Consider the following 13911-nt stretch of genomic DNA (forward strand, 5'->3'; position numbering starts at 1 on the left):
GTCCTCAGTCGGCCGTGTGCTTGGTCAAGCGGTCTGGCCAGCTCCAATCGCGAATCTGCGGCATGTCTTCGCCATGGGCGCGCACATAAGTTGTGTGTTCAAGCAGCTTGTCGCGAAGCTGCTGCTTGATCGCCGCTGCTGTGATGCCGAGGCGAGGAACGCGTTCGATGACGTCGATGGCGAGATGGAAGCGGTCGAGCCGGTTCAGTACCACCATGTCGAACGGCGTAGTCGTCGTCCCTTCCTCCTCGAAGCCATGTACATGCATGCCGTCACGGTTGGCGCGGCTGTAGGTCAAGCGGTGGATAAGGTTGGGATAACCGTGAAAGGCGAAGATCACCGGCTTGTCCCGGGTGAACATGCCATCAAAGTCGCGGTCATCCAGTCCGTGCGGGTGCTGCGTCTTGGGTTGCAGCGTCATCAAATCGACGACGTTGACGACGCGGATCTTCAGGTCGGGTAGGGCTTGCCGAAGAAGGTCGACCGCGGCCATGGTTTCGAGGGTAGGCACGTCGCCACAACAGGCCATCACGACGTCTGGTTCGCTGCCCGTGTCTTCGGTGCCAGCCCAAGGCCAGATACCGATCCCAGCGTCGCAATGGGTCGCAGCTTCCTCAATGCCGAGCCATTGCGGCGAGGGTTGCTTGCCGGCAACGATGACGTTGATGCGGTCATACGTCCGAAGCACGTGATCAGTGATCCAGAGCAGTGTGTTGGCGTCCGGCGGGAAGTAGATCCGGACGATGTCGGCCTTCTTGTTAGCAACCAGGTCGACAAAGCCCGGATCCTGATGACTGAAGCCGTTGTGGTCCTGACGCCAGACATGGGATGTAAGGAGATAATTGAGAGAGGCAACGGGGCGTCGCCAGGGCAGCGCCCGGGACACTTTCAGCCATTTGGCATGCTGATTGAACATTGAATCGACGATGTGGATGAATGCCTCATAGCAGGACATCAGCCCGTGGCGTCCGGTCAGCAGATAGCCTTCCAGCCAGCCCTGACATAGATGCTCGCTAAGCACTTCCATCACCCGGCCGTCCTGGGCGAGATGGACATCGTACGGTTCGACGCCCTCCATCCAGACGCGCTCGGTCACGTCAAATACGGCGTCTAGCCGGTTCGACGCTGTTTCATCTGGACCCATGATGCGGAAGTTGCGCGCATCGGCGTTCAGCTTGATGACGTCGCGCAGGAACTGCCCCATCACGCGCGTTGCTTCGCCTTCTGTTCCGCCGGGATGGGGAACATCGATGGCATAGGCGCGGAAGTCAGGCAGCTTTAGCTCGCGCTTTAGCAAACCACCGTTGGCATGGGGATTCGCTCCCATGCGCCGGCGACCCTGCGGCGCCAGGGCCTGCAACTCAGGTAGCAGCCGGCCAGCTTTATCGAACAGATCGTCGATCCGGTAGCTGCGCATCCATTCTTCGAGCAGACTGAGATGTTCAGGATTGCCGCGCGGGTTGGCAATCGGCACCTGGTGAGCGCGCCAAAAACCCTCCACCTTCAAGCCGTCAACTTCCTTGGGTCCGGTCCAGCCCTTTGGACTGCGCATGACGATCATCGGCCATTTCGGCCGATCCACCGTTGCGCGACCGTCACGGGCCGAAGCCTGGATCGAACGAATCCTGTCAATCGCGCGCTCGAGCGTATGTGCCATCAGCGGGTGCATCATGGCGGGATCGCTGCCCTCGACGAACATTGGTTCATGGCCGTAGCCATGAAACAGATGGCGTATTTCGTCGTCGCTCATCCGCCCCATCACGGTGGGACTGGCAATTTTGTAACCGTTGAGATGAAGAATGGGCAGTACCGCGCCGTCATGCTTCGGGCTCAAGAACTTGTTGGAGTGCCATGACGCGGCGAGGGGGCCGGTCTCCGCTTCGCCGTCTCCGACGACACAGGTGACAATAAGGTCGGGATTGTCGAAGGCCGCGCCGTAGGCGTGCACTAGCGCATAGCCGAGTTCGCCGCCCTCATGGATAGAACCGGGAGTTTCCGGAGCCGCATGACTAGGAATGCCTCCCGGAAACGAGAACTGTCGAAACAGTTTCTGCAGTCCTTCTTCGTCCTGGGTAATGTCCGGATAGACCTCGCTATAGGTGCCTTCCAGATATGTATTTGCGACCATGCCCGGGCCGCCATGGCCGGGGCCGCAGATATAGATCATGTCGAGGTCGTGGGCGCGAATAATGCGATTCAGATGCGCGTAGATGAAGTTTAGCCCAGGCGTGGTTCCCCAATGGCCGAGCAAGCGGGGCTTGATGTGGTCCTTGCGCAACGGCTCTCGCAGCAGGGCGTTGTCGAGCAGATATATCTGACCCACCGACAGGCAATTTGCGGCGCGCCAATAGCGATCAATCAATTGCACCTCGTCGGTGCTGAGGAAGGCCTCTCCATAGCGTGGCATATGCTGCACCTTGATCCAGCCGCTGCACGGCGGCAAATATCTGCCGCCAATATTCGCAATCGCTTTGTCGTAAATTTCAGCGGCTTGCGGGCGCGTCGCCGTGCAATATACCGATCTTGAAGTGTTTCTTGGCGTAAGCGACGATTTGACCATCGGTCGGATGGTCAGCGGCCTCGACGCCGACAATGCGGCTGCCGATGTGCGTGTGCTCTCGCAGATAGGTCGCCAGTTCGGTTTTCGCCTGCGCCGGACCAATGATCAGAATCTCACCGGCATCACTCACCGCGTCCGCCACGTCTTTCATCAGTCCCTTGTCTTCGTGGACGTGACCGCTTCCAATTTCGTTGGCCTTGTGATGAATGTGGCGTGTCTCGAATGTCGGATGGAGATCGAGTTGATCTGTCCCGGTGAGGCCGACATGGAATATCTTCGCTTCGCGATGGTCGATCCAAACGACCGCATGAAAATGATGCATCTTGTTTCCTTGTTTGCGATTTTCGCTCGCGTCTAACTTGCTCTTGCGGCGGTGTTATCTTCTGCAGAAGCGAGGTGCATGCTTGTTGTTGCGGAATATCGTCGCAGAACAGTACGGCAAACGGCGAGTGGCCATTTGACATACGTCAAACAGCTGTCACGTCAGAAACGTTTTAATTAAAGAAGACCACGAACACGCATCGATGATCGATTTCGATAGATCCAAACCGCCAGAGCGGCGGAAGTTCCGAATATAAGTTTCAGGCCGACGATAACGCTCGCTCCAGCAATCAGCGGAAGGAACTTCGTTGTATGATTTGAGGTGAATCCGTGTCACCCCACATGTGGCATCCGCTTGAACCCGCGCGTCGTCTGGCTGACGACGCTCGATGGCGCCTCCATTGGCCTCTTTGGCATCAGCGCAGGAGATCGTCGTGATGAATACACCTTTGCTCATTGCCAGGGCCAATGGCGATGCGCTGGAACTGTGCCCAACAGGAAGTTGGACCGTCGTCAATGCGGCAACTCTGGAGCAACTATCTGCCAGCATTGCGCCTCAGCTCGCGCGGGCACGGTCGGTAACCGTGAACATGTCCGGCGTCCGCGAGCTCGACACGTTGGGCGCTTGGCTTATCGAGCGAATATCGCGACATTTGGCCGGCGGCGGACAACGTGCGCACATTGTTGGTGCTGCAGAAGACTATATCGATCTGATCGAAGAATTGAGACAGGTCAATCGACGACGTAATCCGGGTCTCACCGAGCGTAAGTCCATCGCCGGCAGATTGGAAATGCTGGGTCGGGCGGCGCTGGCTGCAATTCTGGATCTGTCGGCTTTCCTTCAAATGCTCGGCGCGATTTGCCTGGCCGCTGTCGGTGTGCTTCGCCGCCCGAGATCGTTTCGGCTGACATCACTGGTTTACCAGATCTATCGGGTCGGCTGGCAGGCGCTTCCGATCGTGGTGCTGATTACATTTTTGATCGGCGCCATTATCGCGCAGCAAGGCATATTCCACTTCCGCAAGTTCGGCGCGGAGGCCTATGTGGTCGATATGGTCGGGATCCTGGTGTTGCGTGAACTGGGGGTTCTGATCGTTGCAATCATGGTCGCCGGAAGATCCGGAAGCGCCTACACCGCTGAACTGGGCTCCATGAAGATGCGCGAGGAGATTGATGCCCTATCGACGATGGGTCTTGATCCGGTCGATGTGCTGATCCTGCCTCGCGTCGTCGCGTTGATCGTCGCGTTACCGATCCTAGCCTTCGTAGGGGCGGTCGCGGCGCTTTACGGGGGAGGCCTCGTCGCATGGTTTTATGGGGGAATGTCGCCGGTAACATTCATAGCCCGGTTACATGAGGCGATTTCGGTGACGCATTTCGAAGTGGGTATCATCAAAGCGCCATTCATGGCGCTGGTGATCGGGATCGTCGCGTGTAGCGAGGGGCTTCGCGTGAAAGGTAGCGCTGAATCCCTAGGCAAACAAACAACGACATCTGTCGTGAAATCGATCTTCCTCGTCATCGTTCTCGACGGACTATTCGCCGTGTTTTTCGCATCGATAGGAATGTAGCGATGCAGGAGACAGGTACACATCTTGCCATTCATGTTGAGGACCTAGTTGTCGGTTTCGGCCGCCATATCGTCATCGATCATCTTTCACTCGATGTTCGACGGGGCGAAATCCTGGGGCTGGTCGGTGCCTCCGGTGGCGGGAAGTCCGTGCTGATGCGGACTGTGATTGGTTTGATTGAGCGGCAAAGCGGAAAGATCGAGGTGATGGGGAGCGATATCGGTCTGACGCCCGCGCGCCGGGCAAAGGGTGTCGCTGCAAAATGGGGAGTGCTGTTTCAGCAGGGGGCGCTGTTTTCGTCACTCACGGCATTGCAGAACGTTGAGTTTCCGCTTCGTGAAAATGCAACGCTCTCGGACGAACTCATGGCCGAGATTGCGAATGCCAAGCTGGAAATGGTGGGTCTCGCGCCGGAAGACGGTGCCAAGTTTCCGTCGGAGCTTTCCGGCGGCATGACAAAGCGAGTCGCGCTTGCACGCGCATTGGCGCTGGATCCGGCCATTGTCTTTCTCGATGAACCGACTTCCGGCCTTGATCCTATCGCAGCTGGCGATTTCGACACGCTGATCAAGACGTTGCAGAAGACCCTGGGACTGACGGTCTTCATGGTCACGCACGATCTCGCCAGTCTGAACACCGTTTGTGATCGCGTTGCGGCCCTGGCTGATGGAAAAATCGTCACGATCGGACCGATGAGCGAGCTGCTTCGATCCGAGCATCCATGGGTTAAGGCTTATTTCCATGGCAAGCGCTCCCTCATGCTCCAACCAAAGGCGATCTGATATGGAAACGCGCGCTCCTTTCGTCATCGTCGGCGCATTCGTTCTCGCAGCTATCGCTGCGGTGTTCGGCTTTATATTCTGGCTGCATAGCACCGGAAATTCAGGTCCGCGGACGGCCTATCAAATCCAATTCGACGGCTCTGTGCCGGGTCTGCTGGTGGGTGCCGCGGTACTCTTTAACGGCATTCGCGTAGGGGAGGTGACGCGTCTCGATTTGGCGGCCGATAGCCCCAGTCGCGTCAATGCAAGCATCTCGGTTGTGAACACCACTCCCGTTCGCAGTGACACAAAGGTGGGATTGGACTTCCAGGGACTGACGGGGGTGCCGGTAATCGCATTGGAGGGAGGTAAATTGTTGACGAATTCCGCTCCCGTGACGATGCTGGTAGCCGAACCCGGCGCTGGCCGCAGTATGACACAAGCGGCACGCGATGCCCTTGGGCGGGTCGACGGCGTTCTGGCGGAGAACGCGGCGCCGCTGAAGAGCGCGATTGCCAATCTTCAAGTGTTCTCAGAAGGACTCGCTCGCAACACCGGAAAGCTCGACGGAATTGTCAGCGGTCTGGAACGAATGACGGGCGGCGGCGCTTCTCCGGTATCTAAGGCGACCTATAATCTTCGCGCTGCTGTTGATTTCCCGGCATCAACCAAAATACTTAAGGGGCAGTTCGCGATACCCGAGCCAACAGCTGTCGTCCTTTTGCAGACGCAACGATTCTTGTTTTCGCAGCCCAAGGACATGGCGGCTTTCCCCGACGCGCAGTGGGCAGACAGCATTCCCAAGCTCGTCCAGGCGAAGATCTTGGAGAGTTTCGAAAACTACGACGTAACACATGCACCCACGCGACCGCTGGACGGCGTTCAGCCCGATTATCAGCTTTTGATCGATGTCAGACGATTTGACGTTGGGCCTGATGAAACGCCTGCGGCAGAAATTGAGTTGTCTACAAAGATTCTGGATAAGGATGGAAAGGTCATCGCTTCACGGATATTTCACCAGAGCCAGAGGATTGAACAGCTGGATGCACCAGGAACCGTTCGGGCTTTCGACTCTGCTTTCTCAAACCTTGCCAAAGAGCTCGTCTCTTGGACTACCCAGAGTTTCTGACTTCGGAATCAGCAATGGTTGGGTTGTTCGCTTTTGGCGCAAAGCGGACCTTCATTCGTAAATCCGAGCCCTTTGTGGAGGGGTGCCGTTGGTGCAGGCCGTGATTGCAGATCGCTGATACGCCCGATTCCTCCAGGCTCCAGATCTCTTCGAAGACTTGAGGCAGAGCTCCGGATTTCGCGTATTGCGAGGGCCGGTATTGCGATCGAGATTTTAGCGCGCTGGAAGCGTCTTAGCTCCGATCTCAAACCGTGTGCAGGGCGCCTGGCAAGCTCGGCCATTTGGACTGTACGGTGCGATGTGGACGTCCAGCCTTCCGTGCTGCTACTTGTTCGGTCAAATTAATCTCGATCGTTTGTCCGGGCCCCGTTTCGCATGCAGAATTCCACTGGCCAGAGGAGGCGGATGTCACTGGCGGGCATCCGTCTCGACCGGGCTTCGTCAGTGGCATTGCCCCAGCAAATTGCGGCGCAGATGCGCGACGGGATTCTGCACGGGACGCTGCCGGCGGGCACCCAGTTTCTCGGTTCGCGGGAGATTGCGCGCGAACTCGGTTGCTCGCGCATGGTGGTGCTGAGCGCCTGGGACATCCTCTACGCCGAAGGCTATCTGGAATCGATGCCGCGCGGCGGTGTCTCGGTCGCCGTAGTCAGCCGCAATGCGGCATCGCCGGCGGGCGCGTCTGCGGATATCTCGCGCATCGCCGGTCCCATCTCTCAGCGCTGGCAGTCGCTGATTGGCTTCACCTACGAAACCAATTGGGCGTCCGATTTCAGTCCTGGTGCGCCCGATATCTCGACCTTTCCGTTCGGCGATTGGGCTCGGTTGCTGCGCCAGACGTCGCTGCAACCCGACAAGGAGGAATGCCTCGATTTGTCCCCCGCCGGGCTTCCGGAGCTTCGGCGCGAGATCGCGGACTTCCTTGGCGCGGTACGTGGTCTCGTCTGCACGCCTGAGCAGATCGTCGTTACCTCGGGCACTTCCAGCGCGCTCGACCTGTGCAGCCGCATGATCCTCGATCATGGCGACGAAGTTTGGGTGGAGGAGCCGGGCTTCGTCGAGGCGCAGTGGTCGCTGACGGCGGCCGGCGGTAAATTGGTGCCGATACCGGTGGACGACAAGGGGCTATGCGTCACCGAGGGCATTCGCCGAGCGCCGAATGCGAAGCTGATCGTGGTGACGCCGTCGCATCAATATCCGCTCGGCGTCAGCATGGGGTTGGAGCGGAGGCTGGAATTGCTTGACTGGGCCAATCGCAACGACGTCTGGATTGTCGAGGACGACTACAATTCCGAGTTCCGGCATCAGGACAGCATGATCGCCTCGCTGAAGTCGCTCGACCGCGAGCAGCGCGTGATCTATCTCGGCACCTTCTCCAAGATCATGATGCCGAGCTTGCGCCTGGGCTACATCGTCGCGCCGGAGCGCTTCGTCGAGATCTTCACGAAAGGCCGCGCGCGCATCGACGTGCACAGTTCCGGCATCGGCCAGCGCGCGCTCGCCGAATTCATGCGCGAGGGCCATCTGCTGCGCCATCTCCGCCGGATGCGAAAAGTCTATGCGGAACGGCAGAAGGCCCTGATGGATGCGATCCGTCAGTATTTGCCTGATGATCTCACCGTCGCTCCCTGTGCAACCGGTCTTCATCTCGTCGCTCTGTTCACCGAGCGCCTGAAGGCGCGGATGAGCGATGTGGAGGCGGCACGGCTGTTGAAGCAAGGGGGTCTCCACGTGCAGCCGCTATCGCAGAATCATCTGGAGACGCCGATCTATGCCGGCCTCGTATTGGGCTATGGCCGCCTCAAGCCCACCGATGCGCCGCGCCTGATCGCGAAAATGGCGCAGCTTCTCGGTGTGGAGCCATCTGCAGCAAAAAAATAATCCGATCCGCCATATGCGTTTCCCGGCAGTGGCCACGCGCCTGCAAATTGCTCAATCTTCGGCGGGTAGCTCCCTTGCCGCCGCGTAGGCGCGATCTCGTCGAGCCATCGACGGCGCGACAACTGCCGCACATCCTGCATCTGAGCGGATAAGCACGTCGATGGGATCGTTGCTGCATTTGCGTGCAGCGCTTGCACTGTAACAAAGCACCTTGGCGCCTCGCTCGCGCGTTACCCTGCGTCCGTCAATCTGGCCTAGTCGTTTCCAGCGAGTCTGGCTCTATCCGGATGCGCACGATGCGCCAAGATTTTGCAGAACGAGGTTCGACAGGGGACGGTGGCAGATGATGGCTGATCGCGGGCGTTTGTTGAGATTGACGGGCAGCGTGCTGCTGATGGCGCTCATGCCAGCAGCGGCACAGGCGCAGACGCGGGCCGAGACCCTGCGCCAGGTGACCGGCAACAATATCCCGACGCTGGACCCCACCACGCCGGGTGCGACACGTGAGGCCTTTGGCGTTTCGACCAGCATCTATGACCGCCTTGTGGCCTTCGACCGCAAGCGCGACGAAAACGGCGTCTGGGTATTCGACCGCAGCAAGATCCGCGGCGAACTGGCCGAGAGCTATGAGGTCAGCCCGGACGGGCTGAAGATCACCTTCAAGCTGCGCGATACCAAGTGGCACGATGGCACGCCCGTCACCGCAGAAGACGTGAAATGGTCGCTCGATCGTGCCGTCACGGCCAAATCCATTGCCGCAGGGCAAATGGGCACGGGATCGCTGACCAAGGCCGAGCAGTTCGCCGTTGTCGACGAGCGCACGATCACTGTCACGCTCCCCAAAGCGGATCGTCTGGCGCTGGCCAATCTCGCCACGCCGCTGGCGCCGATCTTCAACAGCAAGCTCGCCAAACAGCATGCGACCGCCGAGGATCCCTGGGCGCAGGAATGGCTGAAGACCAATACCGCCGGCTCAGGCGCGTATACGGTCGAAATGTTCAAGCCAGGCGAGCAGTTGATCCTGAAGCGCAATGAGAACTGGAAGAGCGGCCGTGACGACAAGCTGCCTTACTTCAAGCGCGTCATCGAACAGACCATCGGCGATCCCGCCACGCGAGCCAATTTGATCGAGAAGGGCGATGCCGACATCGCCATCGATCTGCAGGCCAGCGACGTACCGTCGCTGCAGCAGCGCGGCAAGGTCAAGGTGGAGTCGTCACCGCAGACCAACGGCTTCACCATGATTGCCTTCAACACGCAGATGGCGCCGTTCGACAATCTCAAGGTCCGTCAGGCCATCGCCATGGCGCTGCCTTATAACGACATGTTCAGCGCAGCAATCTTCAAACGTGGCTTTCCGCTGTTCGGTGCATCGTGGACGTCGCCGCCGAATGGCGACTTCCCGCAGCCGATGCCGGCGAAGACCGATATGGCCAAGGCCAAGCAGCTTCTGGCTGAAGCCGGTTTCGAGAAGGGCTTCAAGACCACTTTCAGCATCAATGTCGGCTCCGCCGCTGTCACCGAGCCGATGGCGGCGCTGCTGAAGGAAGCGCTGGCGAAGCTCAGTATCGAGGTCGACGTGCAGAAGCTGCCGGACTCGCAGATGTCGACGCAGATCACCGAGAAGAAGCTTCCGTTCTTCACCGAAGGTTCCACCGCGTGGCTGCCGACCACCGATTACTTCTTCCGCAATTTCTTCACCGGTAACCAGCGCTGGAATTACAGCTCCTGGAATGACGAGCTGGTGGTGAAACTGGCCAATCAGGCTCGGTTCGAGCAGGATCAGGCCAAGTATGACGAGATGGGCAAGCAGATGATTGCGGAATACATCAAGGAAGTTCCGCTGGTGCTCTTGTGGCAGGCTAACCAGGACGCCGTGATGATCCCGCAACTCGATGGCTACACCTACTGGTTTCACCGCCAGGTCGACTTCCGCGATCTCGCGCGGAAGTAAGAGGCCGCATGCACGCATTCTGCAAAATCAACGCCGGGCTTACCCCGGGGATCCACGCCTTCCTTCCTTGCCGCCAAGACGTGGATGGCCGGGACAGGCCCGGCCATGACGGAGTGTGTGAACGAAAGCGAGACCAACGCGCGTGACGAATATCTGGGAAATCGGAACCGACATCGGTGGCACCTTCACCGATATCATCGCCATCCGGCGCGACACGTCAGAGACGCGGATCGCCAAGGTGCCGTCGCGCCCGCATGCGCCGGTGCAGGCGATGCTCGAAGCCATCGAGGCTGTTGGTCTGCGCAAGAGCGACGTGAAGCGCTTCATTCACGGCACCACCCGGATCACCAATGCGATTGTCGAGGAGCGCCTGCCGAAGATCGCGCTGATCGCGACGAAGGGGTTCGAGGACGTTCTAGAGATCGCGCGCTATCGTCGCCGCGATCTCTATCGTCTGGATATCGCGCCAAAGGCCAAGGCGCTGGTGCCGCGTGAGCTGTGCTTCGCGCTCGATGAGCGCCTTGATCACGAGGGCCACGTGCTGAGGCCACTGGCCGAAGCCGAAATCAAGCGCCTGATCGCCTGGCTGAAGGAGACCGGCGTGGAAAGCGTCGCCGTCTCGCTGCTGCATGCCTATGCCAATCCCGTCCATGAACAGATTCTAGCCGAGCGGTTGAAGGCCATTGTGCCGCATGTCTCGCTGTCGCATGAGATCAATCCCGAAGCGCGCGAATATGAGCGCACGTCATCGACGGCGTTCAATGCAGCGGCAATGCCGATTGCGGTGGAATATCTGAGCGAGCTTGAAGAACGTCTGCCCATCGGTCCGGGCCTGCAGGTGTTTCATTCAGCCGGCGCGATGATCCCGATCTCGGCCGTCAAGCGCCGCCCGCTGGTGATGGCGATGTCCGGCCCGGCCGCCGGCGTCGCGGCCTCGGTCAGCATCGCGCGCCAGCTCAAGAAATCCCGCGTGCTCACTTTCGATATGGGTGGCACAACGACCGACGTCTGCCTGATCGTCGATGGTCAGGCGGAGATGGCCGACGGCAAGATGCTTGGCGATCGCCCGCTGCGTCAGCCGATGCTCGCGGTGCATTCCATCGGCGCCGGCGGTGGCTCTATCGTACGCGCCGGCGCAGGCGGTCTGACCGTCGGGCCGGAAAGTGCCGGCTCGGAGCCTGGCCCGGCCTGCTATGGCCGTGGCGGCACCAGGCCGACCATCACCGATGCCAATGCGCTGCTCGGCTATCTCAATCCCGAAACCAAACTCGGCGACCGTATCGGCATCGACGTCGATGCCGCAGCCCGCGTCATCGAGCCGATCGCGCAGGGCCTTGGCCTGAGCCGTACCGAGACCGCGCTCGGCATCATCCGCGTCGCCAATGCCACCATGGCGCGGGCACTGCGCCGCGTGACGGTGGAGCGCGGCATCGATGGCCGCGACTGCACGCTGCTGGCGTTCGGCGGCGGCGGCCCGATGCATGCGGCGGGTCTCGCCGAACTCTACGGGATCACAGAGATCGTGGTGCCCGCCGCGTCCAGCGCCTTCTCCGCGCTGGGATGCCTGACCGCCGATTTCAGCTTCCTGCAGCAGCAGACGTTGCGCGTTGCGCTGGATGGCATCGATCTCGCTAAGGTCACGCAGCGCATCGAAGCGCTGGTCGAGCAGACCCTTGTGCCTTTGCTCGCCAATGCGATCCCGCGCGACTCCATCCAGATCGAACTGGTCGCGCTGATGCGCTATGCCGCGCAGGCCGATGCGATCCCCGTGCCTTTCACGATGCCGCTCGATGTCGATAGACTTCGGCAGGACTTTCTCGTCAAGCATCGCGAGTTGTTTGGCTACGCGACCAACGAAAGCTGCGTGATCGAATCCGTGCGTGCGCAGGCGCGGCAGCCCTCGACCACCGAAGTCAGTCGCCCGACAACAGTATTGCGCACGGCGGTGGCCCCCAAGCGCCGCTGCTCGTTCGATGGCGCGCTGGATGTCATGACTAATGTGATCGATCGCAGTGCCATGACCGATGTCGTCACCGGTCCGGCGATTATCGAAGACGCCTGGTCCACGGTAGTCCTCCCGCCGCAATGGCAGGCGACGCCGGACAGCAACGGTAATCTCTATCTCGCGAAGGTGGCATCATGAAGCTCGACCCGTTTGCCGTCGAAGTGATCCGCCATGGCCTGTCGGCCGCAGCGGAAGAGATGAGCCTGGTGATGACGCGCTCGGCGCGATCGCCGCTGCTGCGCGAGGCCGGCGATCTGTCCTCGGCGATTACCGATGCGCAAGGCGAACTGGTCGGGCAGGGCCGTGACATCCCGGTTCATCTTGGCGCCATGGCCTATACGATCCGCGAATTGTTGAAGGTTGTGCCGGCTGCGACCATGAGCGACGGCGACGTGCTGATCTATAATCTCGGTGCACTCGGCGGCAATCACCTCAACGACGTCAAGGTGGTTCGCCCGGTGTTCTTCGAGGGTGACATCGTTGCCTTCGCCGTCAGCCTGGCGCATTGGCCCGATATCGGCGGCACATGGCCGGGCAGCTATCTCGCCAAGGCCATCGACACCTTTCAGGAAGCGCTGCGGATTCCGCCGATCAAGGTCGCCACCGCGGCGGGCGTCAGCGATGCCATCGTTCAGTTCCTCAAGGTCAATGTCCGCGATCCCGAATCCTGCGAGGGCGATTTGCTCGGCCAGATTGCCTGCACACTGGCCGGCGAAAAGCGCATCGTCGAATTGTGCAAGCAGCACGGCAAGGCAATGTTCGTGGCGGCGCTGTCGCGGCTGCACGATCTCTCCGAAGCCGAGATGCGCGAAGCCATTCTCGGGCTACCTGACGGCGTCTATGAAGGCGAGGATTTCCTCGATGACGGCGGCCCTGGCGATGAACCGGCCCGCATCCATGTGAAGATCACGATCAAGGGCGACGAAGCGACGTTCGATCTGTCCGGCAGCTGCGACCGGGTCTCGAATTTCTGCAATACGACATCCTTCATCGCGAAATCCGCGGTGGCCTATAGCGCACGCATCATGAGCGGGCGCGATATGCAGCAGAATGGCGGCGCGTTGCGTCCGCTCACTATCATCACCCGACCGGGTTCGATCTTCGAACCCGGTCTCACCGCGCCGGTGGCGGCCGGCAATCACGAGACATCGCTGCGCATCGTCGATGCGATCTTCCTGGCCATGCAAAACGTGATTCCGGAGCGGCTGTCGTCGGGCGGCGCCACCACGTCCGGCATGCTCTCTTTCGCCGAGCCGCGGCAGGATGGCTCCTGGAAGATGCTGTACGAGGTCCATGCCGGCGGCGAGGGCGCGCGACACAACCGCGCCGGCTGCGCCGCGACCCGCGTGCACCTGACCAACACCTCCAACACGCCGGCCGAGGCCATCGAGGCCAACTACAATATTCGCGTCGAGCAGCAGGCGATCCGCTGGGGCTCCGGCGGGGCAGGCGCCTATCCGGGCGGCGACGGTGTCGTGCGCAGCTACCGCATCCTTGCCCCCAGCATGCATCTGACCAGTTGTGTCGAGCGCAAGATTATTCCCCCGTTTGGCCTGAAGGGCGGCGCACCCGGCAAGACCGCACGCCTCACGCTCACGCGCGGTGGTGAGGTGATCGATGTCGAGGGCAAGTCGAACCTCGTGCTGCAACGGGACGATGTCATCACCATCGAGATGTGCGGCGGCGGCGGCTATGGCCGCGCGTGATGCACCTCCGCAAGGACAAGAAG

General features: G+C 60.3%; 10 protein-coding genes. 7 read left to right on the forward strand and 3 right to left on the reverse strand.

Features of this window, described 5'->3' with window-relative positions; translation table 11 throughout:
- Positions 1 to 4: 4 nt before the first annotated feature.
- From AB8A38_RS24785 to AB8A38_RS24795, 3 genes are all read right to left on the reverse strand, one after another.
- Positions 5 to 2407, reverse strand: coding sequence for a phosphoketolase family protein (locus AB8A38_RS24785; protein WP_439087774.1), 2403 nt, complete (start codon positions 2405 to 2407; stop codon positions 5 to 7).
- A 76-nt stretch (positions 2408 to 2483) separates the two neighbouring features.
- Positions 2484 to 2882 (reverse strand): translational machinery protein, encoded by a 399-nt coding sequence (locus AB8A38_RS24790; RefSeq protein WP_315843704.1) that lies wholly within the window; start codon positions 2880 to 2882, stop codon positions 2484 to 2486.
- A 156-nt stretch (positions 2883 to 3038) separates the two neighbouring features.
- Positions 3039 to 3338, reverse strand: a complete 300-nt coding sequence (locus tag AB8A38_RS24795) for a hypothetical protein (RefSeq protein WP_439087775.1) — start codon at positions 3336 to 3338, stop codon at positions 3039 to 3041.
- On the opposite strand from AB8A38_RS24795, the gene AB8A38_RS24800 reads away from it, so the two are divergent.
- From AB8A38_RS24800 to AB8A38_RS24830, 7 genes are all read left to right on the forward strand, one after another.
- Positions 3319 to 4452, forward strand: coding sequence for an MlaE family ABC transporter permease (locus AB8A38_RS24800; RefSeq protein ID WP_315843703.1), 1134 nt, complete (start codon positions 3319 to 3321; stop codon positions 4450 to 4452). The two genes, AB8A38_RS24795 and AB8A38_RS24800, sit on opposite strands and share 20 nt — an antisense overlap.
- 2 nt (positions 4453 to 4454) lie before the next feature.
- Positions 4455 to 5234 (forward strand): ABC transporter ATP-binding protein, encoded by a 780-nt coding sequence (locus AB8A38_RS24805; protein ID WP_315843702.1) that lies wholly within the window; start codon positions 4455 to 4457, stop codon positions 5232 to 5234.
- 1 nt (position 5235) lies between these two features.
- Positions 5236 to 6342: an ABC-type transport auxiliary lipoprotein family protein gene (locus tag AB8A38_RS24810; RefSeq protein WP_439087776.1), complete on the forward strand. Its 1107-nt coding sequence runs from the start codon at positions 5236 to 5238 to the stop codon at positions 6340 to 6342.
- A 405-nt stretch (positions 6343 to 6747) separates the two neighbouring features.
- On the forward strand, positions 6748 to 8223 hold the full coding sequence (locus AB8A38_RS24815; protein WP_439087777.1) for a PLP-dependent aminotransferase family protein: 1476 nt from the start codon (positions 6748 to 6750) through the stop codon (positions 8221 to 8223).
- Positions 8224 to 8566: 343 nt separating this feature from the next.
- Positions 8567 to 10177, forward strand: a complete 1611-nt coding sequence (locus AB8A38_RS24820) for an ABC transporter substrate-binding protein (RefSeq protein ID WP_439087778.1) — start codon at positions 8567 to 8569, stop codon at positions 10175 to 10177.
- Between the two features lie 142 nt (positions 10178 to 10319).
- Positions 10320 to 12320, forward strand: coding sequence for a hydantoinase/oxoprolinase family protein (locus tag AB8A38_RS24825; RefSeq protein ID WP_439087779.1), 2001 nt, complete (start codon positions 10320 to 10322; stop codon positions 12318 to 12320).
- Positions 12317 to 13888 (forward strand): hydantoinase B/oxoprolinase family protein, encoded by a 1572-nt coding sequence (locus tag AB8A38_RS24830; RefSeq protein WP_439087780.1) that lies wholly within the window; start codon positions 12317 to 12319, stop codon positions 13886 to 13888. The genes AB8A38_RS24825 and AB8A38_RS24830 overlap by 4 nt, the downstream gene beginning before the upstream one ends.
- The last annotated feature ends 23 nt before the right edge of the window (positions 13889 to 13911 follow it).

The sequence above is a fragment of the Tardiphaga sp. 839_C3_N1_4 genome (assembly GCF_051811045.1).
In the GTDB taxonomy this organism is placed as follows: Bacteria; Pseudomonadota; Alphaproteobacteria; order Rhizobiales; family Xanthobacteraceae; genus Tardiphaga.